27 protein-coding genes are annotated in these 25,881 nt (G+C 74.0%); 19 read left to right on the forward strand and 8 right to left on the reverse strand.

All coding sequences use genetic code 11. From position 1 onward, the window contains the following. Window positions 1-167: 167 nt before the first annotated feature. The 6 genes from NPS70_RS18290 to NPS70_RS18315 all read left to right on the forward strand — a co-directional run bounded on the left by NPS70_RS18290 (window position 168) and on the right by NPS70_RS18315 (window position 3,670). Entirely contained in the window at window positions 168-389 is a 222-nt protein-coding gene (locus tag NPS70_RS18290) for a hypothetical protein (RefSeq protein WP_256525381.1), read from the forward strand. Beyond that, on the forward strand, window positions 386-655 hold the full coding sequence (locus tag NPS70_RS18295) for a hypothetical protein (RefSeq protein ID WP_256525382.1): 270 nt from the start codon (window positions 386-388) through the stop codon (window positions 653-655). The genes NPS70_RS18290 and NPS70_RS18295 overlap by 4 nt, the downstream gene beginning before the upstream one ends. Continuing rightward, window positions 652-1,137 (forward strand): hypothetical protein, encoded by a 486-nt coding sequence (locus NPS70_RS18300; protein ID WP_256525383.1) that lies wholly within the window; start codon window positions 652-654, stop codon window positions 1,135-1,137. Before NPS70_RS18295 ends, NPS70_RS18300 begins: the two co-directional genes overlap by 4 nt. Before the next feature lie 196 nt (window positions 1,138-1,333). Continuing rightward, on the forward strand, window positions 1,334-1,567 hold the full coding sequence (tgmA, locus tag NPS70_RS18305) for a putative ATP-grasp-modified RiPP (RefSeq protein ID WP_256525384.1): 234 nt from the start codon (window positions 1,334-1,336) through the stop codon (window positions 1,565-1,567). Window position 1,568: 1 nt separating this feature from the next. Further along, window positions 1,569-2,516 carry an ATP-grasp ribosomal peptide maturase gene (tgmB, locus tag NPS70_RS18310; protein WP_256525385.1) on the forward strand — a complete coding sequence of 316 codons (948 nt, stop codon included), beginning with the start codon at window positions 1,569-1,571 and terminating at the stop codon, window positions 2,514-2,516. Then, window positions 2,513-3,670, forward strand: a complete 1,158-nt coding sequence (locus NPS70_RS18315) for a methyltransferase domain-containing protein (RefSeq protein WP_256525386.1) — start codon at window positions 2,513-2,515, stop codon at window positions 3,668-3,670. The genes tgmB and NPS70_RS18315 overlap by 4 nt, the downstream gene beginning before the upstream one ends. Before the next feature lie 286 nt (window positions 3,671-3,956). Here the strand turns inward: NPS70_RS18315 and NPS70_RS18320 are convergent, their stop codons facing one another. The 3 genes from NPS70_RS18320 to NPS70_RS18330 form a co-directional block, all read right to left on the reverse strand. Further along, on the reverse strand, window positions 3,957-4,406 hold the full coding sequence (locus NPS70_RS18320; protein WP_256525387.1) for a VOC family protein: 450 nt from the start codon (window positions 4,404-4,406) through the stop codon (window positions 3,957-3,959). 74 nt (window positions 4,407-4,480) lie between these two features. After that, on the reverse strand, window positions 4,481-5,506 hold the full coding sequence (gene rarD / locus NPS70_RS18325) for an EamA family transporter RarD (RefSeq protein WP_374212027.1): 1,026 nt from the start codon (window positions 5,504-5,506) through the stop codon (window positions 4,481-4,483). 250 nt (window positions 5,507-5,756) lie between these two features. After that, on the reverse strand, window positions 5,757-6,617 hold the full coding sequence (locus NPS70_RS18330; RefSeq protein ID WP_256525389.1) for an SDR family oxidoreductase: 861 nt from the start codon (window positions 6,615-6,617) through the stop codon (window positions 5,757-5,759). 119 nt (window positions 6,618-6,736) lie between these two features. Here NPS70_RS18330 and NPS70_RS18335 point away from each other — a divergent pair, with 119 nt between their 5' ends. Beyond that, entirely contained in the window at window positions 6,737-7,147 is a 411-nt protein-coding gene (locus NPS70_RS18335; RefSeq protein WP_256525390.1) for a helix-turn-helix domain-containing protein, read from the forward strand. Between the two features lie 103 nt (window positions 7,148-7,250). Here NPS70_RS18335 and NPS70_RS18340 read toward each other — a convergent pair whose 3' ends face one another. From NPS70_RS18340 to NPS70_RS18360, 5 genes are all read right to left on the reverse strand, one after another. Next, window positions 7,251-8,300, reverse strand: coding sequence for a 2-oxoacid:ferredoxin oxidoreductase subunit beta (locus NPS70_RS18340; RefSeq protein ID WP_256525391.1), 1,050 nt, complete (start codon window positions 8,298-8,300; stop codon window positions 7,251-7,253). Beyond that, window positions 8,293-10,257 (reverse strand): 2-oxoacid:acceptor oxidoreductase subunit alpha, encoded by a 1,965-nt coding sequence (locus NPS70_RS18345; protein WP_256525392.1) that lies wholly within the window; start codon window positions 10,255-10,257, stop codon window positions 8,293-8,295. The genes NPS70_RS18340 and NPS70_RS18345 overlap by 8 nt, the downstream gene beginning before the upstream one ends. 231 nt (window positions 10,258-10,488) lie before the next feature. Next, entirely contained in the window at window positions 10,489-11,160 is a 672-nt protein-coding gene (locus tag NPS70_RS18350) for a response regulator transcription factor (protein ID WP_308315025.1), read from the reverse strand. 211 nt (window positions 11,161-11,371) lie between these two features. After that, window positions 11,372-12,694 (reverse strand): sensor histidine kinase, encoded by a 1,323-nt coding sequence (locus tag NPS70_RS18355; protein WP_256525563.1) that lies wholly within the window; start codon window positions 12,692-12,694, stop codon window positions 11,372-11,374. Between the two features lie 238 nt (window positions 12,695-12,932). Beyond that, window positions 12,933-14,141: a sensor domain-containing protein gene (locus tag NPS70_RS18360; protein ID WP_308315026.1), complete on the reverse strand. Its 1,209-nt coding sequence runs from the start codon at window positions 14,139-14,141 to the stop codon at window positions 12,933-12,935. Between the two features lie 399 nt (window positions 14,142-14,540). On the opposite strand from NPS70_RS18360, the gene NPS70_RS18365 reads away from it, so the two are divergent. The 12 genes from NPS70_RS18365 to NPS70_RS18420 all read left to right on the forward strand — a co-directional run bounded on the left by NPS70_RS18365 (window position 14,541) and on the right by NPS70_RS18420 (window position 25,864). Beyond that, window positions 14,541-14,939: an NADH-quinone oxidoreductase subunit A gene (locus tag NPS70_RS18365; RefSeq protein ID WP_256525395.1), complete on the forward strand. Its 399-nt coding sequence runs from the start codon at window positions 14,541-14,543 to the stop codon at window positions 14,937-14,939. Beyond that, complete coding sequence (locus NPS70_RS18370) at window positions 14,930-15,550, forward strand: NADH-quinone oxidoreductase subunit B (RefSeq protein WP_256525396.1); 621 nt, start codon at window positions 14,930-14,932, stop codon at window positions 15,548-15,550. The genes NPS70_RS18365 and NPS70_RS18370 overlap by 10 nt, the downstream gene beginning before the upstream one ends. Next, the gene (locus NPS70_RS18375; protein WP_256525397.1) at window positions 15,547-16,662 is read left to right on the forward strand and encodes an NADH-quinone oxidoreductase subunit C; all 1,116 of its coding nucleotides are present in this window, start codon (window positions 15,547-15,549) and stop codon (window positions 16,660-16,662) included. Before NPS70_RS18370 ends, NPS70_RS18375 begins: the two co-directional genes overlap by 4 nt. Next, window positions 16,659-17,618, forward strand: coding sequence for a complex I subunit 1 family protein (locus NPS70_RS18380; RefSeq protein WP_256525398.1), 960 nt, complete (start codon window positions 16,659-16,661; stop codon window positions 17,616-17,618). The genes NPS70_RS18375 and NPS70_RS18380 overlap by 4 nt, the downstream gene beginning before the upstream one ends. Window positions 17,619-17,620: 2 nt before the next feature. After that, window positions 17,621-18,244, forward strand: a complete 624-nt coding sequence (locus tag NPS70_RS18385; RefSeq protein ID WP_256525399.1) for an NADH-quinone oxidoreductase subunit I — start codon at window positions 17,621-17,623, stop codon at window positions 18,242-18,244. After that, window positions 18,241-18,846, forward strand: coding sequence for an NADH-quinone oxidoreductase subunit J (locus NPS70_RS18390; RefSeq protein WP_256525400.1), 606 nt, complete (start codon window positions 18,241-18,243; stop codon window positions 18,844-18,846). Before NPS70_RS18385 ends, NPS70_RS18390 begins: the two co-directional genes overlap by 4 nt. Then, complete coding sequence (gene nuoK, locus NPS70_RS18395) at window positions 18,846-19,235, forward strand: NADH-quinone oxidoreductase subunit NuoK (protein ID WP_256525401.1); 390 nt, start codon at window positions 18,846-18,848, stop codon at window positions 19,233-19,235. The genes NPS70_RS18390 and nuoK overlap by 1 nt, the downstream gene beginning before the upstream one ends. After that, entirely contained in the window at window positions 19,232-21,184 is a 1,953-nt protein-coding gene (locus NPS70_RS18400; RefSeq protein ID WP_256525402.1) for an NADH-quinone oxidoreductase subunit L, read from the forward strand. The genes nuoK and NPS70_RS18400 overlap by 4 nt, the downstream gene beginning before the upstream one ends. A gap of 27 nt (window positions 21,185-21,211) precedes the next feature. After that, window positions 21,212-22,855 carry a NuoM family protein gene (locus tag NPS70_RS18405; RefSeq protein ID WP_256525564.1) on the forward strand — a complete coding sequence of 548 codons (1,644 nt, stop codon included), beginning with the start codon at window positions 21,212-21,214 and terminating at the stop codon, window positions 22,853-22,855. Next, a complete protein-coding gene (locus NPS70_RS18410) occupies window positions 22,852-24,393 on the forward strand; it encodes an NADH-quinone oxidoreductase subunit N (protein ID WP_256525403.1) in 1,542 nt (513 codons plus the stop codon). Before NPS70_RS18405 ends, NPS70_RS18410 begins: the two co-directional genes overlap by 4 nt. Before the next feature lie 212 nt (window positions 24,394-24,605). Next, a complete protein-coding gene (gene htpX, locus NPS70_RS18415) occupies window positions 24,606-25,469 on the forward strand; it encodes a zinc metalloprotease HtpX (RefSeq protein WP_256525404.1) in 864 nt (287 codons plus the stop codon). Further along, a complete protein-coding gene (locus NPS70_RS18420; RefSeq protein WP_256525405.1) occupies window positions 25,466-25,864 on the forward strand; it encodes a YccF domain-containing protein in 399 nt (132 codons plus the stop codon). Before htpX ends, NPS70_RS18420 begins: the two co-directional genes overlap by 4 nt. Window positions 25,865-25,881: the final 17 nt, after the last annotated feature.

Genomic DNA, 25,881 nt, shown 5'->3' on the forward strand with positions numbered 1-25,881 from the left:
CGTCGTGGCATGACCCGACGAACCCCCGCCGACAGTGCCCGCCGACGCGCGCTCTTGGATGCCGCGTCTGGTCTCTGGCCCTCCCGCTACGCGTACCCCGTGCCCTTGCCCGAGCCCCGCCGCGACGGGACGCCGAAGGGGTGCGAGCGCGCGTCGGGGGGAGCGCGATGAGCGCGGCCCCTGCCGTCGGCGCGCTGGTCGTGGACACCGGGGCCGACCGGCTCGGGGAGTTCCGCGGGGTCGTCGGCCCGCACTGGTCACTGCGCCCCGTCGGCGGTGGGGCCGAGTGGGAGGCCGAGCCCGGCCGCGTGCGCCCCGCGGACCCGATGGAGCGCCTGCGGGCGGAGACCGCCCGCGTGAACGCGCGGAGCCGGGGGGAGCGGCTGTGACCGCTGCAACCCGGCGCAGGTTCGCTTTCGTGGACTGGACGTTACGCCCGGACCAGGACGACGACGCCCCGCCGACGACCTACGCGTTCCGGTGCCTCACGCTCGCCGAGGACGGCACCGAGTGCGCCGCGATGTCACCCGCGAGCGAGGACCCGACCGAGCCGCAGTCCTGGGTGTTCGACCACATGCGGGAGTACCCCGGGCACACCGGCTATGCCGAACTGATCGAACGCCCGTGGGTCATGTGGCGGGGGCGTCCGTCATGAACGACCGACCCGACCCGGCGGGCTACCGGGCGGAGGTACGCGCGGAAGGGCCCGTGTACGGCACGGGCGAGACCGTGCAGCACGTCCTCGGGACCACGCAGAGCATTTCCCCCGTGCTGGCACTCCGATGGCTCCGCGGCGAGGCACTGCGCATCGCGGACCGGCTCGACCCCGACCCGGACCGTTCGGCATGGGTGCAGCCGGCCATGCGCGTGGCGACCGTGCCCGTCCCGGACTGCCCCGCGGGACTCCGCGTGTGGGCTACGGACCCGGACCGGCAACACGAGGCACGCGAGCACATCAAGGGCGGGCACCCGCTGGTCGTCACGGTCCCGGATGCGGACTGCACGTACACCCTGTCCGTCCGGCCGGTCGGGCTCCCCGCCGACGAGCCCGACCCATCGTCGCCCGAGCCGCTACGTCACCGAATGGGCGGGCTGTCGCACCCCCTGTACGTCCTCGCTGCGGACCCGTGGGCGTAGCGCCCTGATACTCCCGCCCTCGCCACATCGGACCCCGGACCGGGACAGCACGGGGCCGCGACTCGCTCTGCGGCAGAGGGCGGGGCTCAACCCCGGTCGGCTGTCGCGCGTGACGGTCTGGCAGCCGACCGGTTCTGCAGGAGCACGACGAGCACCACCCACACCGCAAGAACTCACTTCACAGGAGGAACGCAGCATGAGCACCGCAGCGGCAACGCCCGTACCGTTCGGGGTCCGGCACCTGGTCTCGCCGGCTCCTACGAACAGCGAAGAACCGGTCATCACCTACAGCGAGGGACTTCAGCTCAACGTCTCCGCCGAGGGGAACCCGTGGCACGCGATCACGGCCGAGATGCCCGAGACGCAGACCGAGACCAGCAACGGCGACGGCTCGGCCCCCGGCTCCGACTCCGGAACCGACCTGTACTGACATGCGACCCATCCTCATCCTGACCGGCCGGAACGATCTCACGGCCGATGCAGTGGTTGAGGAGCTGGTGAATCGCGGGGAACACGTCGTCAGGTTCGATACTGCCGACTTTCCGACCGCATCCCGTCTGGCCGTCTCCCTCACCGGGGATGGCTGGACGGGGCCTCTCACCGGTTCCCGTACGGTCCGCCTGGAATCCGTCAAGTCGGTGTGGTGGCGACGCCCCAACGAGTTCCGAACCCCTGACGACTGGTCCGGACACGCCCGAGCCCTCGCGGTCTCGGAAGCACGCTCCGGACTGCTCGGCGTGCTCGGCTCACTGCCCGTGCGGTGGGTCAACCATCCGAACAAGGATGCCGCCGCGAACTACAAGCCCGTTCAACTGGCGGTTGCCGCTCGCTGCGGGCTGGACGTACCCCGCTCCGTGATCACATCTGACCCCGAGCACGCCCGCACGTTCATGGGGGACGACGCGGTCGTCTACAAGGGGCTCGGCGGTGGCGTGCTCGGCCCCGAGGGAAAGCGGCAGTTCCTCCCCGTGGCGCTCGTCTCCGCGGACGAGGTGGACGACGGAGTGAGCGGCACCGCCCACCTGTTCCAAGAGCGTGTGGACAAGGCGTACGAGGTGCGCTTGACCGTGATCGGGGAGCGCATGTTCCCCGTTGCCATCCATACCGACAGCGAAGCCGCACGGCTCGACTGGCGGACGGACTACCAGTCCCACCGATACGAAGTGGTGGATATGCCCCCGGAGGTAGAGAAGGGGGTCCGCCAACTCATGGACGCACTCGGCTTGTTTTTCGGCGCGCTGGACTTTGCCGTCACGCCGGACGGACGTTGGGTGTTCTTCGAGGTGAACCCCAACGGTCAATGGCACTGGCTCGCTGTCAGGGCTGGTGTGCCGCTCGTTGAAGCCATGGCCGATGCCCTGCAAGGAGAGCCCGCATGACCGAAGCGCGCCCGTGGACCGAAGCCGCCAAAGCGCTTGCCGACACAGTGACCGCCGACGCCCCCGCGTGGCACGAAGCCGTGAGCAACACCCCCCGTCACCGGCTCGTCCCCCGCTGGTGGCAGCGCATCCCGGACAGCCCGACGCAGGAATGGGCGTTGGTGGACCTCCCCGAGGACTCTGCCGAGCGGCTGCACGCCGCGTACACGGACGAGACGCTGGTGACCCGCGTCGGTCCCACGCACGCCGACCACGCGACCCCCGGTGAACACGGGAAGGGCGCCCCCACGTCGTCAAGCACCCTGCCGGGGCTCATCGTGTCCATGGCGCATCGACTCGACGTGAAGCCCGGGCACAAGGTGTTGGACGTGGGTACGGGCTCCGGGTACTCCGCCGCTCTGTTCGCCCGCCGCTTCGGGGACGAGAACGTGACGAGCGTGGACGTGGACCCGTACCTGGTGGAGGCAGCCCGGACCCGCCTCGCCGAGTTCGGACGCACACCGCGCGTGGAAGCCGTCGACGCCACCGGGGAACTTCCCGATGCGGAGTACGACCGCATCATGGCGACCGTCTCCGTACGGCCCGTCCCTCCGTCGTGGCTGCGCGCGCTCCGTCCCGGCGGACGGCTGGTCACGACGATTGCCCACACCGCCCTACTGATCGCGGCGGACATGGGAACGGACGGCATCGCACGCGGCACCGTCCAGCCCGATCCGGCAACGTTCATGGAGACCCGGCAGGAAGCGGACTACCCGGCCATGCTGAACAGCGTGTTCGTGTCCGCCCGTGTGAGGGAGGGCGAGGACGTGCGGCCCCCGGACGGTCCGGTTCCCGACCTGTGGCAGGAATGGCCGCTCCGGTGGTTGTACGAGCTGGACACGCCCGGAGTCGAGACCCGAGCGGCTACGTACCCGGACGACGGGCGGCGGGTGGTGTGGTTGCTCGCTGCGGACGGGTCATGGGCGCGTGCCGAGGACGGGGCCACGCCACTCGTCCACCAGGGCGGACCCCGCCGACTGTGGGATGACCTCGAACGTGTCCGCCGCAAGTGGGAAGAGAACAACCGGTTCTCTCTCCACACGATGCGCGGGGAACTCTCGCCCGGGGGCGGTCACCTGCTGTCCCCGGACGGCACATGGCGATTCCCGATCTGACCACGGCAGACCCGGCCCCCGGTACCGCGGACCCTTCCTGAGTAGCCCGCGTGCGGTCCCTGGCCACCCGAGCCGACACGGATCCCCCGTCGCGGCGAGGGCGCCACTCCCGCCCCGTCCGTGTGCCGCCCCGTGGCCCATGGGCGGGGTTTCCCTGCCTCCTGCCCGTTCTGGTGCTCGTCCTCGCCCTGCTCCGCGGGGTCGGCGGCGAAGGATCCCCGTGCCCACCCCGTGACGACGGGCCCGCGGGGCGCCCGGCCGGCAGGCGGGTGCCCCGGGGTGTCCCTCAGTGGACGCAGAACTCGTTGCCCTCGGGGTCGGTCATCACGGTCCACTCCCCGCCGGGTTCGCTCCGGTGCTCCAGGACCGCGGCGCCCAGGACGACCAGCCGCGCGGTCTCGGCCTCCCGCTCACCGGGGGCGGTGTGCAGGTCGATGTGCAGCCGGTTCTTCCCGGTCTTCTCCTCGGGCACGCGCTGGAAGAGGATCCGGCGCCCGAGCCCCGTCCCGGTGCGGCTGTCGCAGGGGTCGTCCGGATGCCGGACGGCGATCAGATCGCGCCAGGCGCGGCGGCCGTGGGACTCCACCGTGGCCTCCTCCGGTGCCGCCCCGGCGGCCAGCACCTGGTCGATCAGGGCGCTGTTGTCCTCCACCAGGTAGCCGAGGGCGGCCGCCCAGAAGTCCGCCTGGGCGTGCGGGTCACGGGCGTCGACGACGAGTTTCCAGTGCAGTGTCATGCCCTACTTGTACGGGCTCCGGCCGCCCGGCGCGCGGATGTCCCGCGCACCGGGCGCGAGCCGCCCGGGGCGGCTCAGGCCGTGGGCTCGGTGGCGCGCTCCGTCCGCTCCCGCTCGGCGCCGTGCGGCTGCGCGGCGGCGGCCGGGACCCCGGCCGCCGGGGCGCCGGAGGCCACGATGCCGCCCGGGGCCGGGGTGCCCGGCAGGGCCGCCGCGGCCGGTTCGGCGCCCGCGGCGGCGGCCTGGGCGGCCAGCCGCCGGGCCTCCGCCTTGTTCCGCCGGGCGGTGCGCAGGGCGTCCCAGCTCAGGACCGACAGCGCCAGCCACACCAGGGCGAACCCGGCCCACCGCTCGGCGGGCATCGCCTCCCTGAAGTAGAGGATGCCCAGCAGGAACTGGAAGACCGGCGCCAGGTACTGCAGCAGCCCGAGGGTCGACAGCGGGACCCGGATGGCCGCCGCGCCGAAGCAGACCAGGGGCACGGCCGTCACGATGCCCGTGGCGGCCAGCAGCGCGGCGTGGCCGGCACCGTGCGCCCCGAAGGCCGCGTCGCCCCGGGAGCCGAGCCAGAGCAGGAAGGCCAGGGCCGGCAGGAACTGGATCGCCGTCTCGGCGGCCAGCGACTCCAGCCCCCCGATGTTGACCTTCTTCTTCGCCAGGCCGTAGATCGCGAAGGACACGGCGAGGACGAGGGAGATCCACGGCGGGCGGCCGTACCCGACGGCGAGCACCAGGACCGCCGCGCCGCCGATGCCGACGGCCGCCCACTGAGCGGGCCGCAGGCGCTCCTTCAGCAGCAGCACGCCGAGCGCGATGGTCACCAGGGGGTTGATGAAGTACCCGAGCGAGGCCTCGACCACGCGACCGGCGTTGACGGCCCAGATGTAGAGCCCCCAGTTGACGGAGATCACCGAGGCGGCGAGCGTGATCAGCCCCAGCTTCCGCGGGCTGCGGAGCAGCTCCCGGACCCAGCCCCACTGCCGCAGGGCCAGCAGGGCGACGGCCACCAGGGCGAGCGACCAGACCATACGGTGGGCGAGGATCTCGGTGGCCCCGGCGGGCTTGAGCAGCGGCCAGAAGAGGGGGACCAGGCCCCACATCCCGTAGGCCCCGATCCCGTACAGCAACCCTGCCCGCTGGTCGTTCCGCGTCGTCACTGACCCCTCCTGCCCCTGTGCGTCCCGAGAAGACGGTACGACGGGCAGGGCCTCGGTGTCATGCCCGTATCGGCATACGGTACTGACGGATTGTTGAAGCTCCGACGAGGGGCGCCGGGTGGGGTCGGACCTCGTCGGGCAGGTCCGGGGCGGTGCCCCCGTAAGCCCTGGTCAGGCGTCTGCCAGGCATCCGTCAGGCGTCCTTCAGTGCCGCCGCGACCGAGTCCGCCAGGGGGGTGGTCGGCCGTCCGGCGAGCCGGGCGAGGTCCCCGCTGCGCCCCGCGAGCCGGCCGCGCCCGATGGCGTCGTCCACGTCCACCAGCAGGCGTGCGAAGGGCTCGGGCACGCCCGCGCCGGTGAGCGCGGCCAGATGCGCCTCCGGCGTGAGCTCGGTGTGGACGACGGTGCGCCCGGTCTGCCGGGAGAGCTCGGCGGCGTACTCCGCCAGCGACCAGGCGGTGTCGCCGCTCAGCTCGTACGCCCGGCCCAGGTGCCCGTCCTGCGTCAGCACGGCGGCCGCGGCCGCCGCGTAGTCGGCGCGCGCCGCGGAGGCGATCCTGCCGCCCCGGGTGCTGCCGATGACCGCGCCGTGCTCCCGTGCCTGTGCCAGGTGCGCGGTGTAGTTCTCCGTGTACCAGCCGTTGCGCAGGAAGGTGTGGGGCAGCCCCGACGCCAGGATCAGCCGCTCGGTCTCGGTGTGCTCCGCGGCCAGGTCGAAGTCGGCCTCCGGGCCGCCCAGGATGCCGGTGTAGGCGAGCTGTGCCACGCCCGCCGCCCGGGCCGCCTCGACGACGGCCGTGTGCTGCGGGACGCGCCGGCCCACCTCGCTGCCGGAGACCAGCAGGACGCGGTCCCCGGGGCGCAGGGCGGCGGCGACGGTCTCCGGCCGGTCGTAGTCGGCCCGGCGGACCTCGACGCCGCGTGCGGCGAGGTCCGCGGCCTTCGAGGTGTCGCGTACGGCCGCGGCGACCGAAGCGGCGGGGACGGTGCGCAGCAGCTCCTCGACGACCAGGCGGCCGAGTGCTCCGGTGGCGCCGGTGACGACGATGCTCATGACGTTCTCCTCGGGGTGGGGGTGCCGGGCCCGCCGCGTGGGCGCTCCGGCGGTTCGGGGACCACCCTAGGAAAGGCACTAACTATTCGTAAGTACCCACTTTGAAGTAAGGTACTGGCATGTCCGTACGTGCCGACGAGGGCCCCGCGCCCGATGTGAACCGCGAGCTGTGCCCGTCCCGGGCGATCCTGGAGCACGTGACCAGCCGCTGGGGGGTGCTGGTGCTCGCGCTGCTGCTGGAGCGCACCCACCGCTTCAGCGAGCTGCGCCGCGGGATCGGCGGCGTCACCGAGAAGATGCTGGCCCAGACCCTGCGGACGCTGGAGCGGGACGGCCTGGTCCACCGCGAGGCCTGGCCCGTGATCCCGCCGCGCGTGGAGTACTCGCTCACCCCCCTCGGCCGGCAGGCCGCGGCGCAGGTGTGGGAGCTGGCCCGGTGGACCGAGCGCAGCGTCGCCGAGGTCGAGGCCGCGCGCGCCGCCTACGACGAGGAGAAGCTGCGCCAGGCGCCCCCGGCCGGGGGCGCCTGAGCCGGAGCGGCCCGTCACGGGCCGCGCCCCGGCAGCCGGAAGGGCCGGCGCCCCGCGGGGCGCCGGCCCTTCCTCCCGTGCCCCGGCTCCGGGGCCCGGGGCGTCAGCCGACGACCGTCCAGGTGTCGCCGCCCGCCAGCAGCGTGCCCAGGTCGCCCTTGCCCTGCTGCTCGACGGCCGCTTCCAGCTGCTCCGCCATGAGCGTGTCGTAGACGGGGCGGCGCACACTGCGCAGCACACCGATCGGGGTGTGGTGCAGGGTGTCGGGGTCGGCCAGCCGGGAGAGCGCGAAGGCCGTGGTCGGGCTGGCCGCGTGCGCGTCGTGGACGAGCACCGCCGACTCGTTCTCCGGGGTCACGTCGACCACGTGCAGGTCCCCGGTCCCCGGGTCGCGCACCACGCCCTTGGCGAGGCCGGCGCCGAAGCGGATCGGCTCGCCGTGCTCCAGGCGGATGACGGCCTCCTCGGCCTGTGCCTTGTCCTTCAGGACGTCGAAGGCCCCGTCGTTGAAGATGTTGCAGTTCTGGTAGATCTCCACCAGCGCCGTGCCCGGATGCGCCGCCGCCTGGCGCAGCACCTCCGTCAGGTGCTTGCGGTCGGAGTCGACGGTGCGGGCCACGAAGCCCGCCTCCGCCCCCAGGGCGAGCGAGACCGGGTTGAAGGGCGCGTCCAGCGAGCCCATCGGTGTCGACTTGGTGACCTTGCCGAGCTCCGAGGTGGGGGAGTACTGGCCCTTGGTGAGCCCGTAGATCCGGTTGTTGAACAGCAGGATCTTCAGGTTCACGTTCCGGCGCAGCGCGTGGATCAGGTGGTTCCCGCCGATCGAGAGCGCGTCGCCGTCCCCCGTCACCACCCACACCGACAGGTCCTGCCGGGAGGAGGCCAGCCCCGTCGCGATGGCCGGGGCGCGGCCGTGGATGGAGTGCATCCCGTAGGTGTCCATGTAGTACGGGAAGCGCGAGGAGCAGCCGATGCCCGAGACGAAGACGATGTTCTCCCGCGCCAGGCCCAGCTCCGGCATGAAGCCCTGCACGGCCGCCAGGATCGCGTAGTCCCCGCAGCCGGGGCACCAGCGCACCTCCTGGTCGGACTTGAAGTCCTTCATGGACTGCTGTGCCTCGGCCTTGGGCACCAGCGACAGCGCCTCAGTCATCGATGGCCTCCTTGAGAGCCGTGGCGAGCTGCTCCGCCTTGAACGGCATGCCGTTCACCTGGGTGTGGCTGTGCGCGTCGACCAGGTACCGGGCCCTGATCAGCGTGGCGAGCTGGCCGAGGTTCATCTCCGGCACCACGACCCGGTCGTAGCTCCGCAGGACCTCGCCCAGGTTCGCCGGGAAGGGGTTCAGATGCCGCAGATGGGCCTGGGCGATCGGCACCCCGGCCGCCCGCAGCCGCCGCACCGCCGCCGTGATCGGCCCGTACGTCGACCCCCAGCCCAGCACCAGGGCGCGTGCGCCGTCCGGGTCGTCGACCTCGACCTCGGGGACGGCGATGCCGTCCACCTTGGCCTGCCGGGTGCGGACCATGAAGTCGTGGTTGGCCGGGTCGTAGGAGATGTTGCCCGTGCCGTCCTGCTTCTCGATGCCGCCGATCCGGTGCTCCAGGCCGGGCGTCCCGGGGACCGCCCACGGCCGGGCCAGGGTGTGCGGGTCGCGCTTGTACGGCCAGAACACCTCGGTGCCGTCGGCCAGTTCGTGGTTGGGGCCGCCCGCGAACTGCACCCGCAGATCGGGCAGCTCGTCGAGCTCGGGGATCCGCCAGGGCTCGGAGCCGTTGGCCAGGTAGCCGTCCGACAGCAGGAACACCGGGGTGCGGTACGCGAGCGCGATCCGTGCGGCGTCCAGCGCGGCGTCGAAGCAGTCCGCCGGGGTGCGCGGGGCGACCACCGGGACGGGGGCCTCGCCGTTGCGCCCGTACATCGCCTGGAGCAGGTCGGCCTGCTCCGTCTTGGTGGGGAGGCCGGTCGACGGCCCGCCGCGCTGGATGTCCACGACGAGCAGCGGAAGCTCCAGCGAGACCGCGAGCCCGATCGTCTCGCTCTTGAGCGCCACCCCCGGACCGGAGGTGGTCGTCACCGCCAGCGAGCCGCCGAACGCCGCGCCCAGCGCGGCGCCGATCCCCGCGATCTCGTCCTCCGCCTGGAAGGTGCGCACCCCGAAGTTCTTGTGGCGGGACAGCTCGTGCAGGATGTCCGAGGCCGGGGTGATCGGGTACGAGCCCAGGTAGAGGGGCAGGTCCGACTGGCGCGCCGCCGCGATCAGCCCGTACGACAGGGCGAGGTTCCCCGAGATGTTGCGGTAGGTGCCCGGCGGGAAGGCGCTGCTCGCGGGGGCGACCTCGTAGGACACCGCGAAGTCCTCGGTCGTCTCGCCGAAGTTCCAGCCCGCCCGGAAGGCGGCGATGTTGGCCTCGGCGATGGCCGGGGACTTCGCGAACTTGCGCCGCAGGAAGCGCTCGGTGCCCTCGGTCGGCCGGTGGTACATCCACGACAGCAGGCCCAGCGCGAACATGTTCTTGCTCCGCCCGGCCTCCTTGCGGGACAGGCCGAACTCCTTCAACGCCTCGATGGTCAGCGTCGTCAGGGGCACCTCGTGCACCCGGTAGGCGTCCAGCGAGCCGTCCTGGAGCGGCGAGGTCTCGTACCCCACCTTGGCCATGGCCCGCTTGGCGAACTCGTCGGTGTTCACGATGATCTCGCCGCCGCGCGGGACGTCGGCGATGTTCGCCTTCAGCGCCGCCGGGTTCATCGCGACCAGCACGTTCGGGGCGTCACCCGGGGTGAGGATGTCGTGGTCCGCGAAGTGGAGCTGGAAACTCGACACGCCCGGCAGTGTCCCCGCGGGGGCGCGGATCTCGGCGGGGAAGTTCGGCAGCGTCGACAGGTCGTTGCCGAAGGACGCCGTCTCCGAGGTGAAACGGTCGCCTGTCAGCTGCATGCCGTCACCGGAGTCACCCGCGAAGCGGATGATCACCCGGTCCAGCCGGCGGACCTCCTTCCCGTCGCCGGGTCTGCGTTGCTCGCCGACGACGGCTTCCTGGGGCTCCTGGGCGTGCTGGGCCCCGCCGGCCTCGCCGGCCTGTCCTGCCGGGCTACTGACCTGGCTGGTCACTGAACTGGACCTCCCTCGTCGAGGCGGCTCCCCGGGACGCGGCCGGTCGACCGGCCGCCCTACTGGCAACCCTACGACGGCAGGGGCGCCCTCCCGGGACCGCTCACGTGTCGGATGAACCTAATGAGACGCCGTGGCGACCGGTTTTGTCATGCACCACCGGCCCCCGTCCGTTCTTTCCCTGCCGCGCCGCCCCGCCGGGTCCCGCTCGGGCGCGGGGTGCCGGACGCCTCACGAGTCGAGGTAGGCCAGCACCGCGAGGACCCGCCGGTGGTCGCCGTCGCTGGGGGACAGCCCCAGCTTCAGGAAGATGTTGCTCACGTGCTTCTCCACGGCCCCGTCGCTCACCACGAGTTGCCGGGCGATCGCCGAGTTGGTGCGCCCCTCGGCCATCAGCCCGAGGACCTCCCGCTCCCGCGGTGTGAGCCGGGCGAGCACGTCCTGCTTGCGGCTGCGCCCGAGCAGCTGGGCCACCACCTCCGGGTCCAGCGCCGTGCCGCCCCGGGCGACCCGCACCACGGCGTCCACGAACTCCCGCACCTCGGCGACCCGGTCCTTCAGCAGGTAGCCGACGCCGCGGCTGCTGCCGGCCAGCAGCTCGGTCGCGTACCGCTCCTCGACGTACTGCGAGAGCACCAGCACACCGATCCCCGGGTGCTCGCGGCGCAACCGCACCGCGGCGCGGACCCCTTCGTCCGTGTGGGTGGGCGGCATCCGCACGTCGGCCACCACCACGTCGGGCAGCGCGTCACCGGAGGCGAGCTCCGCGACGGTCTTCAGCAGCGCCTCCGCGTCCCCCACCCCCGCCACGACCTCGTGGCCGCGGTCGGTCAGCAGCCGGGTCAGGCCCTCCCGCAGCAGCACGGAATCCTCGGCGATGACCACCCGCACCCTGTCCTCCACAGCCCCGTGCCCCCACTCGTCCCGTGTCCGCCCGTGTGCCGCGTACAGCATCCCAGGTAAGGGCGCCGGACGGGCACGGCCCGCGCGAATCCGCGGGGGAGCGCGCAAGGCCGCCCCACCAGGGGACGCGCGCGGGCGCGGCGGAGTTGAGTGGCGCGTGCGCCGGGGCGCGCTCACCCCCGGCCCCGGGGGCGGCGGGAGAGGGGCCGGGTCAGTCGCGCCAGGGCAGTTCGGCGACCACCGCGGTGGGGCCGCCCGCGGGGGAGTCCACGGCGAGGATCCCGTCCACCGCGGCCAGCCGCTCCGCCAGTCCGGCCAGGCCGCTGCCCGCCGCCGGGTCCGCACCGCCGCGCCCGTCGTCCGCCACCCGCAGCATCAGGCGGTCCTCCGCACGCCAGACGTCCACGGACGCGACGCTCGCGCGGGCGTGCTTGCCGACGTTCTGGAGCAGTTCGGAGACGGTGAAGTAGGCGATCCCCTCGATGGCCGCCGCCGGGCGCCGGTCCAGGTCGACCTCCACCGCCACCGGGACGGTGCAGCGGGAGGCGAGGGAGGACAGGGCCGCGTCGAGCCCCCGGTCGGTGAGGACGGCCGGGTGGATGCCGCGGGCGAGGTCGCGCAGCTCCTTCAGGGCCACCTTCACCTCCGCGTGCGCCTCGTCCACCATGGCCGCGGCGGCCCGGGGGTCCTCCGCGAGCTTCTCCTTCGCCAGCCCGAGGTCCATCGCGAGGGCCACCAGGCGGGCCTGCGCGCCGTCGTGGAGGTCGCGCTCGATGCGCCGGAGGTCGGCCGCGGCCGTGTCCACCACCACCCCGCGGTCCGACTCCAGCTCCACCACGCGGCTGGCCAGCCGGGACGGGCCGAGGAGACCGGTCACCATCAGCCGGTCCACCTGGTTCAGCCCCCGGGCGAGGTACGGCGCGGCCAGGGTCAGCAGCAGTCCGACGACGCTCGTGCCCGCGATCTCCAGAGGGGTGTCCAGGTAGTGGCCGCCGGTTCCGTCGTCGTAGAGCTGCAGGCCCTCCTGGCCCGTGAACGCCGGGAACACCCAGTGCCACAGCGGGTAGGCGAGCAGCGCCCACCCGGACGCCCAGACCGTGACGAGCAGGGAGAACGTGAAGACGGCCCACGGGAAGTGCAGCACCGCGTACAGCAGGTGGCGCCAGGAGGCCCCGCTCTTCAGCATCCCGCCGACCCACGCCAGGAAGCCGCGCCGCCGGACGCGCACCGGCTCCGGGGCGGGCACCTCCACCCCCAGCAGGGCCCGGGCCCGTGCCCGCTCCACGGCGCCCGCGGCGCGCAGCACGGCGAAGGTCCCGGCCAGCAGCGGCACGCCGAGGAAGGTGACCAGCAGCCCCGCCCCGGCGGAGACCAGGGACACCGCGAGCGAGAACAGCACGGCGCTCAGCGGAAGGCCGAGCAGGATCCAGCCGAACTCCCGCCAGGTGCGGCCCGTGAACGGCGCGCGCAGTACGGCGGCCAGTTCCTGCGCCGGGCGCGGGGGTGCGGGGTCGGGGCTGCGGTCCGTGGCCATCGGCGGCGTCCGTTCTGCGAGGCGGGCTGTCATGGTTCCAGCCTCCGGATCGCGGACCGCCGGGGCCATGAGGGCGGTCGCCGTCTTCTCCGGGGGTTTTCCCCACCCCGGTGCCCCCGGAAAACCGGTGCCGGCGGCCCTACGGGCGGGGGCCGGGGCCGGACCCCGCGGAGCACCCGGCGGCGCGCCGCGGGGGCGGGCCGGTCCGCCCGGCCCGCCCCGCGCGCTTCGTCGCCGCTCAGCCGCGCTCGCGCCAGGGCAGCTCCGCGGTCACCGTCGTCGGACCGCCGACCGGGGAGTCCAGGGCGAACAGCCCGTCCACGGCCCCCAGCCGCTCCGCCAGCCCCGCCATGCCGGTCCCGCCGTCCAGCCGGGCGCCGCCCCTGCCGTCGTCGACGACCTGGATGAGCAGCCGCCGGTCCGCCCGCCACACGTCCACCGTGACCCGGGTGGCCCCCGCGTGCTTGCTGACGTTCTGGAGCAGTTCGGAGACGGTGAAGTAGGCGATCCCCTCGATGGCCTGGGCGGGACGCGAGGACAGGTCCACCGTGACCGCGACCGGCGCCGTGCAGCGGGAGGCGAGGGAGGACAGGGCCGCGTCCAGGCCCCGGTCGGTGAGGACGGCCGGGTGGATGCCGCGGGCGAGGTCGCGCAGCTCCTTCAGGGCCAGCTTCACCTCGCCGTGGGCCTCGTCCACCATGGCGGCGGCCGCGTCCGGGTCCTCCAGCAGCTTCTCCTTCGCCAGCCCGAGGCCCATGGCGAGGGCCACCAGCCGGGCCTGCGCGCCGTCGTGGAGGTCGCGCTCGATGCGGCGCAGGTCGGCCGCGGCCGAGTCCACCACCACCCCGCGGCCCGACTCCAACTCGGCGATCCGCCGCTCCAGTTCGTCCGACGGGGAGAGCAGCCCGCGCACCATGGCCCGGTCGGCGTTCGCCAGCGCGCGCGCCAGGTACGGCACCAGCGGGAACAGCACCAGCGAGGAGGTCAGCATCACCGCGAACACGGCCACCGCCCACGGCAGGCGCACGAACGCGTAGAGCACCGTGCGCCAGGCGACCGGATCCCTCAGCCGCCTCCAGACCCACGGCAGCAGCCCGCCCCCGCCCGGCAGCGGACTGGGCTCCTCGATGCGCACACCGAGCAGCGCCCGTGCCCGGCCGCGCTCCAGCCGCCCCAGCAGCCGGGCCCCCGCCAGCCCCCCGGCCAGCAGCGGCAGCCCCACCACGGTGACCGACAGCCCGGCGCCGACGGACACGGTGACCACGGCGTAGACGAACCCCAGCAGGCCGGCGGGCAGGTCGAGCAGGAGGAACGACAGCTCCCGGAACGTGCGGCGGTCGAGGACGTGGCGCACGGGCGGCGGGGCGTCCTCGCCGGGTGCGTACCCGTCCACCGGTGCGGAGGCGGGCCCCTTCGCGGCCCTTGAGGCGATCTTGCTCACGGTCATGCGCCCAGCCTGCACGGACCGGGCCCCGGACGCCATGGGGTCCGTAGGTGGGGTGGAGTGGGGATAACCCCACCCGGCGCCGGCCCGGACCCGGCGGCCCACCCCGTGCGGTCCCGGGCCGTGCCCGCGCCGGATGCGGGGCGCCGCGCGGCGGAGGTCGGCTCCTGCGCCGCGTGGGCGCGGCCGGTCCGGCCAACGCGGCGGGCTGCCGCGGGCCCTCGCCGCGGGCCCGTGGGGGATCGCGGGACAGGGCTTAGACTCCCGTGCGTACGAGAGGCGCCGGGCGGCGCCGGACGGAGGCGGCGCTCCGGCCGCACGCGGGCGGTGCGGGGCGCGGCAGCCCCGGAGCGGACCGGCCCGGGGCCCGGAACACCGAGGCGACAGGGAGCGAGGGCGGACGTGCCGGAGACGAGCGTGGTCCCACTCGCGGCGGAGTACTTCCGCGGCTACACGGTCGTCGGCCTGCTCGCGGCGGCCGGCGTGCTCTTCGTGGCCGTGGCCTTCACCGCCGGGCGGCTGCTGCGGCCCGCCGTGCCCACCCCGGAGAAGCTGCTCACCTACGAGTGCGGCGTGGACCCGGTGGGCGAGGGCTGGGCCCACACCCAGGTGCGCTACTACGTCTACGCCTTCCTCTACGTGATCTTCGCCGTGGACTCGATCTTCCTCTTCCCCTGGGCGACCGTCTTCGCCGCCGACGGATACGGCGCCACGACGCTCGTCGAGATGTTCGTCTTCCTCGGCTTCCTGGCCGTGGGACTGCTCTACGCGTACAAGAAGGGCGTCCTGACATGGGCGTGAACCCGGTGGACCTGCCCGAGCCCCAGCGGCTCGGCGTGCTCTCGCGCCTCGCTCCGGAACCGATGAAGGTGGTCCTCAACTGGGGGCGCCGCTACAGCCTGTGGGTCTTCAACTTCGGACTCGCCTGCTGCGCCATCGAGTTCATCGCCGCCTCCATGGCGCGCCACGACTTCATCCGGCTCGGCGTGATCCCCTTCGCGCCCGGCCCCCGGCAGGCGGACCTGATGATCGTCTCCGGCACCGTCACGGACAAGATGGCCCCGGCGGTCAAGCGCCTGTACGAACAGATGCCTGAGCCGAAGTACGTGATCTCCTTCGGCGCCTGCTCCAACTGCGGCGGTCCCTACTGGGACTCCTACGCGGTGACCAAGGGCGTCGACCAGATCATCCCCGTCGACGTGTACGTGCCCGGCTGCCCGCCCCGGCCCGAGGCCCTGCTCCAGGGCATCCTCAAGCTCCAGGAGAAGATCGCACGCGAGTCGCTGGGGGAGCGCTACGGACACGGCGGGACGCGTCCCTCGACGGAGGCCCTGCGCAGCGGCCTGGCCGCCCCGCCCCCGCCCCCGGCGCCCGAGCCGGGCCCCGGACCGGAAGGAGGGGACGGCCGGTGAACGCCTACGACCGTCTGCCCGAGGCGGCGGCCGAGCTCTTCGGCCCCGGGGCCACCGCCGAGCGCAGCCACGACCTGCTCACGGTGGACGTCCCCCCGCAGGAGTGGCTCCGCGCCCTTCGGACCGCCCGCTCCACCCTCGGCTGCACCTTCTTCGACTGGCTGAGCGCCGTCGACGAGCCGGGCACCGGCTTCCGGGTCTGCGCGCACGTCGCGGCCCTCGGCCGGGGCACCGTCCGCCGGCTGCTGCTGCGCACCACCGTGCCGCACGACGCCCCCTCGCTGCCGACCGCCGTGGACGTGTACGCCGGTGCCGACTGGCACGAGCGCGAGACCCACGAGATGTTCGGAGTGGACTTCACCGGCCACCCGCACCTGCACCCGCTGCTGCTGCCCGAGGGGTTCGAGGGCCACCCCCTGCGCAAGGACTTCGTGCTCGCCGCCCGGGTCGCCAAGGCGTGGCCGGGCGCCAAGGAACCGGGGGAGTCGGAGCACGGGGGCCCCAAGCGCCGCCAGATGCTGCCCCCCGGGGTGCCCGACCCCAACGAGTGGGGACCGCTGAAGGGCCAGCTCCCGCCTGCTCCGGCGCGTCCCGCCCGGGCCGCGCGCGGTGCCGCCGCGGGGGAGCGGCCCGTGCGCCGCACCCGCAGCGCGTCGGGGGGCTCGGCCTCCCAGGCGGCCGGGACCGCCGCGTCCCCGGAGCCCGGGACCGCCTCCGACGCCCCGGCGGCGGGGGAGCGCCCGCCCCGCCGCAACCGCAGCGCCGCCGAGGGCTCGGCCTCGCAGCCCGCGCCCCCCGCGTCCCGCCCCCGCCGCAACCGCAGCGCCGCCGAGGGTTCCGCCTCGCAGTCCGCGCCCCCCGCGCCCGGCACCGGCCCGGACGACGCCGGCACCGCCCCGCAGGCGCCCCGCAGCGCGGACGCCCCCTGGCACCACGCCCGCCCGGCCTTCGACGACGCCGGCCCCGGTGCGCAGGGCGAGCCGCCCTCCGGCACCGGCGGCCGCACGGCCCCGGACACCGGCGCACCCGGGACCGACCGGCCCGAAGAGCACGCACCCGAGGCCACCGACGGGCCCGGGACCGACCGACCGACCGGAGGCGACCCCGCGTGAACGACGTGCTCGACGTCGCCCTCCGGCTCCTCGCCGTCTTCGCCGCGTTCCTGGTCCTCCCGCTCGTCGTCGGGCAGACCGAGCACAAGGTGATGGCCCATATGCAGGGCCGGCTCGGCCCCATGTACGCGGGCGGCTTCCACGGCTGGGCGCAGCTCGTCGCCGACGGCGTGAAGTTCGCGCAGAAGGAGGACGTGGTCCCGGCCGAGGCCGACCGCCGCGTCTTCCGCCTCGCTCCCGCCGTCGCCCTCCTGCCCTACCTCCTCGTGCTCCTCGCGATCCCCGTCGGACCGGACACGGTCGGGCAGGTCGTGGACGCGGGCGTCTTCTTCGTCCTCGCCGTGATGGGCGTCGGCGTACTCGGCTCCCTCATGGCGGGCTGGGCCTCGGCCAACAAGTTCTCCCTCCTCGGCGGGCTGCGCACCGCGGCCCAACTGCTCTCCTACGAGCTGCCGATGCTGCTGGCCGCCGCCTCCGTCGCGATGGCCGCGGGCACCGTCTCCCTCACGGGCATCCTCGACGCCTTCGAGTGGTGGTGGCTGCCCTGGCAGATCGTCGGGGCCGTCGTCTTCTTCGTCGCCGGACTCGCCGAACTCCAGCGGCCGCCCTTCGACATGCCGGTCGCCGACTCCGAGATCATCTTCGGCGCCTACACCGAGTACACCGGAATGCGCTTCGCGCTGTTCCTGCTCGCCGAGTACGCGGGCATCGTGGTGCTCTGCGGCCTCACCACGGTCCTCTTCCTCGGCGGCTGGCACGGACCGCTGGGCGCCGACGGCCTCGGCTGGCTCTGGACCCTGCTGAAGACCGCGGTGCTCGCCTTCGTCGTCATCTGGCTGCGGGTCTCCTACCCCCGGATGCGCGAGGACCAGCTCCAGCGGCTCGCCTGGACCGTCCTCGTCCCCCTCGCCCTCGCCCAGATCGCCCTCACCGGCGTCGTCAAGGTGGTGCTCTAGCCGTGTCCCCGATCCCCGGATCCGGCCTCGCCAAGGGCCTGGCCGTCACCCTGCGGACGATGACGAGGAGATCCGTCACCGCCCGGTACCCGGACGTCCTCCCCGACCTGCCGCCCCGCACCCGCGGGGTCATCGGACTGTTCGAGGAGAACTGCACGGTCTGCATGCTGTGCGCCCGCGAGTGCCCGGACTGGTGCATCTACATCGACTCCCACAAGGAGACCGTGCCGCCCGCGGCCCCCGGCGGCCGCGAACGCAGCCGCAACGTGCTGGACCGCTTCGCCATCGACTTCTCGCTCTGCATGTACTGCGGCATCTGCATCGAGGTCTGCCCCTTCGACGCGCTGTTCTGGTCGCCCGAGTTCGAGTACGCGGAGACCGACATCCACGAACTCACCCACGAGCGGGACAAGCTCCGGGAGTGGATGTGGACGGTGCCCGCGCCGCCGCCGCTCGACCCGCGGGCCGAGGAGCCCAAGGAGCTCGCCGCCGCCCGCAAGGCCGCCGAGAAGCTCGAAGCCGCCGAGGCCGCGGCGGCGGCCCGGGCCGACGAGCCCTCCGGGCCCGCCGCCGAGGCCGACGGCACCGGCGGCGGCGACCGCCAGGGCGGGGAGGGACCGGCATGACGCCCGCCGCCCCCCAGGGGTTCCTCTCCCCTACGGGCGTCGAGGTCGCCTTCGTCCTGGTCGGCCTCGCCACCCTCGGCGCCGCGCTCGTCTCCGTCACCACCCGCCGGCTGGTGCACGCCGCCCTCTGGCTGGTCGTCGCCCTCGGCGGCGTGGCCGTCGAGTACCTGCTGCTCACGGCCGAGTTCATCGCCTGGGTGCAGGTGCTGATCTACGTCGGCTCCGTGGTCGTGCTGCTGCTGTTCGGGCTGATGCTGACCAAGGCGCCCATCGGGCCCTCCCCGGACGCGGACTCCGGCAACCGGTGGATCGCCCTCGGCGTGGCCGGGCTCGCCGCCGCCACCCTCGGCTGGGTCGTCCTCGACGCCTTCCGCACCGCCTGGATCGATCTGGACGGACCCGTCCAGGGCTCCACCCGGGTCACCGGCGACATGCTCTTCCGGCACTGGGTGCTGCCCTTCGAGGCCCTCTCGGTGCTGCTGCTCGCCGCCCTCGTCGGGGCGATCGTGCTCTCCCGCAAGGACCCCCGGGCCACCGGGGACACGGCGGCCCCCGGCTCCCGGGGGGCCGACGGCACCGAGGACCCCGAGGGGACGCGCTGATGCATCTCGCCTATCCCGCCGTCCTCGCCGTGCTGCTGTTCTGCATCGGCCTGTACGGCGTGCTCGCCCGCCGCAACGCGATCCTGGTCCTGATGTCCGTCGAGCTGATGCTCAACGCCGTCAACCTCAACCTGGTCGCCTTCGACGTCTGGCTCCGCGACACCCTGCACGCCGGGCAGGCCCTGACCCTGTTCACCATCGCGATCGCCGCCGCCGAGATCGGCATCGGCCTGGCGATCGTGCTGATGGTCTACCGCAACCGCGGCACCTCCGACGTCGACCGCCTGCGCGACACCGCCGAGCGGCCCGGCGACGACGGGCCCGGCGGCGGACCGGACCGCCCGACCGCGCCCGCGGACCGCGAGGAGAAGGCCGAGGCCGCCGCGTGACCACCACGACCCTCGCCGTCCTCGTCCCCCTCCTGCCCTTCCTGGGCGCCGCGGCGGGCCTGCTGCTCGGCCGCACCGCGCCCGGGTTCGTCCGCCCGCTGGCGGTCCTGCCGACCCTCGCCGCCGCCGGGCTCGCCGTCGCGGTGGCCGTCCGCCAGGGCGGCGGGCCCGCCGTGGAGGCGTCCACCGAACTCACCCCGACCGGCTCGGTCCCCGTCGACCTCGCCCTGTACGTCGACGGCTTCGCCGCGCTCGTCGCCGTCCTGGTCGGCGTGGTGGCCGCCTGCGTGCAGATCTACTCCACCGCCTACCTCCGCGACGACCCCCGCTACCCCTCCTACGCCGCGCTCGTCTCCCTGTTCACCTCGGCGATGCTGCTGGTCGTCTACTCCGGCGACCTGATGGTGCTGCTGGTCGGCTGGGAGGTCATGGGCATCTGCTCCTACTTCCTCGTCGGCCACTACTGGGAGACGCCCGAGGCCCGCGCCGCCTCCCTGAAGGCCTTCCTCGTCACCAAGCTCGGCGACGTGCCCTTCCTGATCGGCCTGTTCGCCCTCGCCTCCGCCGCCGGGACCTTCCGCATCACCGGGGTGCTCGGCGCCGTGGCCGCGGGCACGATCGAGCACCCGACGCTCGTCGCGCTGCTGCTCCTCGCGGGCGTCGCGGGCAAGTCGGCGCAGTTCCCGCTGCACACCTGGCTGCCCGACGCCATGGCGGGCCCCACACCCGTCTCCGCGCTCATCCACGCGGCCACCATGGTGGCCGCGGGCGTCTACCTCGTCGCCCGCCTGCTCCCGCTGTTCGCCGCCTCCGCCGCCGCGATGACCGTGCTGGCCGCGATGGCCGCCGTGACCATGGTCGGCTCCGGGCTCGCCGCCCTCGCCCAGGACGACATCAAACGGGTGCTCGCCTACTCGACCATCGGCCAGCTCGGCTACATGACCGGCGCCCTGGCCGTCGGCGACCGCGGTGCGGCCGTCTTCCACCTGCTCTCCCACGGCGCCTTCAAGGCGGTGCTCTTCCTCGCCGCCGGTGTCGTCATCCACGCGGCGGGCACCAACTCGCTGGCCGCCATGAGCCGGATGAGCGGCCTGGCGCGGCGCGTGCCCGACGCCTTCTGGACGATGACCGTCGCGCTGCTCGCCCTCGCCGCGATCCCGCCCTTCGCCGGCTTCTTCTCCAAGGAGGCCGTGCTGGTGGCCGCCGAGCACGCCGCCCTCGACGGCTCGGGCGCGGTGCCCGCGGCGGCGGGCTGGACGGTCCTCGTGGCGGGCCTGGCCACCGCCCTGCTCACCGCCGCCTACGCGGCCCGGCTGTGGCTGCGCACCTTCCGCGGACGGGGAGCCGAGGCCCCCGACCACGGGCGCCAGCCGCTCGCCATGACCTCCGTCCTGTGGGTGCTCGCCGTGCCCTCGCTCGCCTTCGGGCTCGCCTACGGCGCCCTCCCCGAGTGGTTCGACGGCCGCGCCCTGACCCCCACCCTGACCACCGCCGTCCTCGGCACCGGCGCGGCCCTCGTCGGCGGCCTCGTCACCTACGCGGCCTGGCGCCACGCCACCGCGCCCGCGGCCCGCCCCCCGGCCGGAGCCGTCACGGCGCACCCGGGCGAGGCGCCCGCCGTCTCCGCGGCCGCCGACCCCACCGACCCCGGTCGGCTGCTGCTCGGCCCGCTCCACCGGTCCGCCGCCGAGGGCTTCCGCGTCGACGCCCTGTACTCGGCCCTGTTCGTGCGGCCCGTCCGGGCCGGCGCGCGGCTCGTGTCCTTCCTGGACCGCGAGGTCGTCGACGCCTACGTCCGCGGCTCGGGCACCGGCGCCCGGCTGCTCGGCGCCGCCGTCCGCCGGGCCCAGACCGGCAACGTGCAGACCTACCTCGGCGCACTCCTCGCCGGCTCGGTCGCCGTGGCCGTGCTCGCCGTCGTCCTGTCCCACACGAACGCGGGGTCCTGAGCCGTGATCGACATCAGCGAGTCCGTGATGCGGCTCCTCCTCGTCTTCATCGTCGCCGCCCCGCTCGTCGGTGCCGCCGCGGCCCTGCTGCCCGCCCCGCCCGGCCTGCGCGGCACCGGACCCGACCAGGCCGTGCTGCGCCACGGGGTGACCGTCACCGGCGCCGTGCTGCTCGCCTCCCTCGTCCTGGCGGCCGGCTTCGACCACGACGACCCCTCGCGGATGCAGGCCACCACCGACCTCAGCTGGATCCCCGCCCTCGACGTGCGGATCCACCTCGGCGTGGACGGCATCTCGCTCCCGCTGATCGTGCTGACCTCCCTGCTGACCTTCCTCTGCGCACTGCACAGCTACGCCACCCGGCGCTCCGGCTCCGGCGCCCCCGCGGGCGGCCACTCGGCCAGGGCATTCACCGCCCTGCTCCTCGTCCTCGCGTCCGGCACCCTGGCGACCTTCGCCGTCCTGGACCTGGTCCTGTTCTTCCTGGCCTTCGAGACGGTCCTCATCCCGATGTACTTCCTCATCGCCCGCTGGGGCGGCGCCGGACGGCGGGCCGCCGCGTGGAAGTTCATCCTCTACACGCTCCTCGGCTCCGTGGTGATGCTGCTGGGCCTGCTGCTGGTCGGCCTCCAGGCCGGCACCTTCGACATGGTCGCCCTCGCCGCGGGCGAGGGTGGCGGGCTGACGGCCACCGTGCAGGTCACCGCCGCCCTGGCCATCGGTCTCGGCCTCGCGGTCAAGACCCCGATGTGGCCGCTGCACACCTGGCTGCCCGACGCCCACACCGCCGCGCCCACCGTCGGCTCGGTCCTGCTGGCGGGCGTCCTGCTCAAGATGGGCACCTACGGCCTCGTCCGGATCGTGCTGCCGATCACCCCGCACGGCATGCAGGTCCTCGCTCCCTACCTGGCCGGCTTCGCCGCCGTGGGCATCGTCTACGGGTCCCTCGCCTGCCTCTCCCTGGCCCGGCGGGGCTCGGGCGGCGACCTGAAGCGCCTGATCGCCTACTCCTCCGTCGGCCACATGGGCTTCGTCCTGCTCGGCATCGCCAGCATGACCCCGACCGGGGTCAACGGCGCCCTGTTCGCCAACGTCGCCCACGGGCTGATCACCGGTCTGCTCTTCTTCCTCGTCGGCGCCGTCAAGGAGCGCTACGGCACCGCCGACCTCGACACCCTCGCCGGAGCGGGCGGCGCCGCGCTCTACGGGCGGGCGCCCCGGCTCGGGGGGCTGCTCGCCTTCGCCGCCGTCGCCTCCCTGGGCCTGCCCGGGCTCGCCGGGTTCTGGGGGGAGATGCTCGCGATGTTCGGGGCCTTCGACCCCGCCGAGGGCCTGAACCGGCCCGCCTTCCTCGTCTTCCTGTCCGTGGCGGCCTTCGGCACCCTGCTGACCGCCGCGTACCTCCTCGTCGTGGTGCGGCGCGTGTGCATGGGCGCCACCGCGCCGGTGCCCGGCGCCCCCGCGGAGGCCGCGGCCCCCGGTCGCCCGGGCCCGGCCGGGGCCGCCGGCCCCCCGGAGCCGCCCGGCACCCTCGCCGACCTCCGCGGCCACGAGGCGGCCGCCTGGACGCCGCTCGTCGCCCTCACCGTCCTCGCCGGACTCTGGCCCGCGGTCCTCCTCGGGCTCACCGACCCGGCCGTGCAGCAGCTCCTCGCAGGAGGCAGGTCGTGAACCCGGCAGCCGCCGGCCTCGTCCAGTCGGTCGACTGGCAGGCCATCGCCCCGCCCACCCTCACCGCGGTGGCCGCCCTGGCGGTCCTCGTCGCGGACCTGTTCACCGAGGAGCGCCGCAAGCCGCTCCTCGGCGCCACGGCGATCGCCGGACTCGCCGCCGCGCTGCTGGCCCTGATCCCGCTGCGCGCCGGTGACCGCTCCACGTTCTGCCTGACCACCGACGCGACCGCGTGCAGCTACACCGCGGACCACTTCACCCTCGTCATCCAGTTCCTGGTCCTGGGCGGCGCCCTGCTGACGGCCGTCCTCTCCCTCACCGACACCCGCCGCGAGCTGCCCGCGGGCGAGTACTGGTTCCTGCTGCTGGCCTCGGCCGCGGGCGCCGCCCTGCTGCCCGCCTCCCGCGACCTCGCCACCCTCGTCGTCGCCCTGGAGGTCGCCTCGCTGCCCGCGTTCGCGCTCGTGGGACTGCGCCGGGGCGACCGGAGGTCCAGCGAGGCGGCGCTGAAGTTCTTCCTCTCCTCCGTCACCGCGACGGCCGTGACGCTCCTCGGCGTCAGCTTCGTCTACGCCTCCACCGGCACCCTGCACCTCACCCGGGTGGCCGCCGGACTGGCGGAGGTACCCGCCCCCCTCGACACCCTGGCCACCACCGGAGTGGCCCTGACCCTGGTGGGCTTCGCCTTCAAGACCGCCGCCGTTCCCTTCCACTTCTGGGTCCCCGACACCTACGCCGGGGCCCCGCTGCCCGTGGCGGGCTACCTCTCCGTGGTGGGCAAGGCGGTCGGCTTCACCGGCCTGATCCTGGTGACCGTCGTCGCCTTCCCCGGCCACGCCCGGGTGTGGGGGCCCGTACTGGCGGTCCTGGCGGCCCTGACCATGACCGCGGGCAACGTCGCCGCCCTGCGCCAGTCGGCCACCCGCGCCGGGGGCGCCGTCCGCCTGCTCGCCTGGTCCTCCGTCGGGCAGGCCGGCTACCTGCTCGTGCCGATCGCCGCCGCCGCGTACGCCGGGGGCGACCGGATCGGCGCCACCGTCGCCTACGCGCTGATGTACGCGGTGGTGAACCTCGGGGCGTTCTCGGTCGCGGCGCTCGTCGCCCGCACCCGACCGGCCAACCGGATCGCCGACTACCGGGGCCTGTACGCGACCCGTCCGCTCGCCGCCCTGGCCCTGGGCTTCTTCCTGCTCTGCCTGGCCGGACTGCCCCCGGGCGTCATCGGCCTGTTCGCCAAGGTGGCCGTCTTCTCGGCGGCGGTCGACGCGGGCCTCGGCTGGCTGGCCGTCGTCATGGCCGTCAACGTCGTGGTGGCCCTCTACTACTACCTGCGCTGGACGGCGCTCCTCTTCCGCGCCCCCGACGCGGCCGGGGACTCCGGGGCGCCGGTGTCCGCCGAGGGGGACCGGCCCGTCCCCTCGCGGCGTCCCCGGCCCGCCCCGGCGGCGGTCGCCGTCGCGGTGACCGCGGCGGCGGCCGTGGTCCTCTCCGGCTGGCCCCAGCCGGTGCTGCGGTTCGCGGCGACCACCCTCTTCTGACCCCGCCCGGGGCCGCCGGATCCCGCCCCCGCCCCCGCTTCGCGGACCCCCCGCGCCGGGGGCGGCGTCACCCGGACGGCGCCGGCCGCGGCCCGGTGACACGGGGAACCAGCGTCCCCCGCCTGGCGTTGACCAGAACAGAAGGGTCCACTGGAGGGTGGAGCACCACCAGGCAAAAGGGTTCCCCTGCCGCACCACTTGGAGGGCGTACCGTGCACCGCCGGCACAACGGGCTGAAGACCGCCGTACTCCTCGGGGGCCTGTCCGCACTGATCCTCGTCATCGGCAGCTTCTTCGGCCGTACGGGGCTGGTCGTCGCGCTCGTCGTCGCCGTCGGCACCAACGCCTACGCCTATGTCAACAGCGACAAGCTCGCACTGCGGGCCATGCGGGCCCGGCCGGTGAGCGAGTTCGAGGCCCCGGCGCTCTACCGCATGGTCCGGGAGCTCTCCACGGCCGCCCGCCAGCCCATGCCCCGGCTCTACATCTCCCCGACCCAGGCGCCGAACGCCTTCGCCACCGGCCGCAACCCGCGCAACGCCGCGGTGTGCTGCACCGAGGGCATCCTCGCGCTCCTCGACGAGCGGGAACTGCGCGGCGTCATCGGCCACGAGCTCAGCCACGTCCACAACCGGGACATCCTCATCTCCTCCGTCGCGGGAGCCCTCGCCTCGGTGGTGATGTTCCTGGTCAACTTCGCCTGGCTGATCCCCGTCGGCCGCTCCAGCGACGACGACGGCCCGGGCCTCTTCGGCCTCCTGCTCATCATGATCCTCGGCCCGCTGGCCGCCTCCGTCATCCAACTCGCGGTCAGCCGCTCGCGCGAGTACGAGGCCGACGCCTCCGGAGCGCACCTCACCGGCGACCCGCTCGCCCTGGCCAGCGCCCTGCGCAAGCTGGAGGCGGGCACCAGGCAGCTCCCGCTGCCACCGGAGCCCCGGCTGGAGACGGCGAGCCACATGATGATCGCCCACCCCTTCGCCCCCGGGCGCGGCCTCTCCAGGATGTTCTCCACCCACCCGCCGATGGCGGAACGCATCGCACGACTAGAGCAGATGGCAGGTCACCGCCCATGAAGACACTTCTGAATGTCATATGGCTGTTCCTGAGCGGCTTCTGGCTGTTCCTGGGCTACCTGGTGGCAGGGCTCATCCTCTGCATCACCATCATCGGCATCCCCTTCGGCATCGCGGCCTTCCGGATCGGCGTCTACGCCCTGTGGCCCTTCGGGTACCGGGTCGTCGACCGGCACGACGCGGGAGCACCGTCCCTGATCGGGAACGTGCTCTGGATCCTGCTGGCGGGGTGGTGGCTCGCCCTCGGGCACATCGCCGCGGGCATCGCGCTCTGCGTGACGATCATCGGCATCCCCTTCGGCATCGCCAACTTCAAGCTCATCCCGGTGTCGCTGATGCCGCTGGGGAGGGAGATCGTCCGGACGGACGAGCCGTTCGCCGGGCGGCGCTACTGAGGCCCCGCGGTGCCCCG

The sequence above is a fragment of the Streptomyces sp. C10-9-1 genome, from assembly GCF_024497955.1.
GTDB classification, from domain to species: Bacteria; Actinomycetota; Actinomycetes; order Streptomycetales; family Streptomycetaceae; genus Streptomyces; species Streptomyces sanyensis.

Coding starts and splice junctions, on each gene's coding strand:
- NPS70_RS18290 (WP_256525381.1), top strand. CDS start 168: ATGAGCGCGGCCCCTGCCGTCGGCGCGCTGGTCGTGGACACCGGGGCC.
- NPS70_RS18300 (WP_256525383.1), top strand. CDS start 652: ATGAACGACCGACCCGACCCGGCGGGCTACCGGGCGGAGGTACGCGCG.
- tgmA (WP_256525384.1), top strand. CDS start 1,334: ATGAGCACCGCAGCGGCAACGCCCGTACCGTTCGGGGTCCGGCACCTG.
- tgmB (WP_256525385.1), top strand. CDS start 1,569: ATGCGACCCATCCTCATCCTGACCGGCCGGAACGATCTCACGGCCGAT.
- NPS70_RS18315 (WP_256525386.1), top strand. CDS start 2,513: ATGACCGAAGCGCGCCCGTGGACCGAAGCCGCCAAAGCGCTTGCCGAC.
- NPS70_RS18320 (WP_256525387.1), bottom strand. CDS start 4,406: ATGACACTGCACTGGAAACTCGTCGTCGACGCCCGTGACCCGCACGCC.
- rarD (WP_374212027.1), bottom strand. CDS start 5,506: ATGTGGGGCCTGGTCCCCCTCTTCTGGCCGCTGCTCAAGCCCGCCGGG.
- NPS70_RS18330 (WP_256525389.1), bottom strand. CDS start 6,617: ATGAGCATCGTCGTCACCGGCGCCACCGGAGCACTCGGCCGCCTGGTC.
- NPS70_RS18335 (WP_256525390.1), top strand. CDS start 6,737: ATGTCCGTACGTGCCGACGAGGGCCCCGCGCCCGATGTGAACCGCGAG.
- NPS70_RS18340 (WP_256525391.1), bottom strand. CDS start 8,300: ATGACTGAGGCGCTGTCGCTGGTGCCCAAGGCCGAGGCACAGCAGTCC.
- NPS70_RS18355 (WP_256525563.1), bottom strand. CDS start 12,694: ATGGCCACGGACCGCAGCCCCGACCCCGCACCCCCGCGCCCGGCGCAG.
- NPS70_RS18360 (WP_308315026.1), bottom strand. CDS start 14,141: ATGACCGTGAGCAAGATCGCCTCAAGGGCCGCGAAGGGGCCCGCCTCC.
- NPS70_RS18370 (WP_256525396.1), top strand. CDS start 14,930: ATGGGCGTGAACCCGGTGGACCTGCCCGAGCCCCAGCGGCTCGGCGTG.
- NPS70_RS18390 (WP_256525400.1), top strand. CDS start 18,241: ATGACGCCCGCCGCCCCCCAGGGGTTCCTCTCCCCTACGGGCGTCGAG.
- nuoK (WP_256525401.1), top strand. CDS start 18,846: ATGCATCTCGCCTATCCCGCCGTCCTCGCCGTGCTGCTGTTCTGCATC.
- NPS70_RS18405 (WP_256525564.1), top strand. CDS start 21,212: ATGCGGCTCCTCCTCGTCTTCATCGTCGCCGCCCCGCTCGTCGGTGCC.
- NPS70_RS18420 (WP_256525405.1), top strand. CDS start 25,466: ATGAAGACACTTCTGAATGTCATATGGCTGTTCCTGAGCGGCTTCTGG.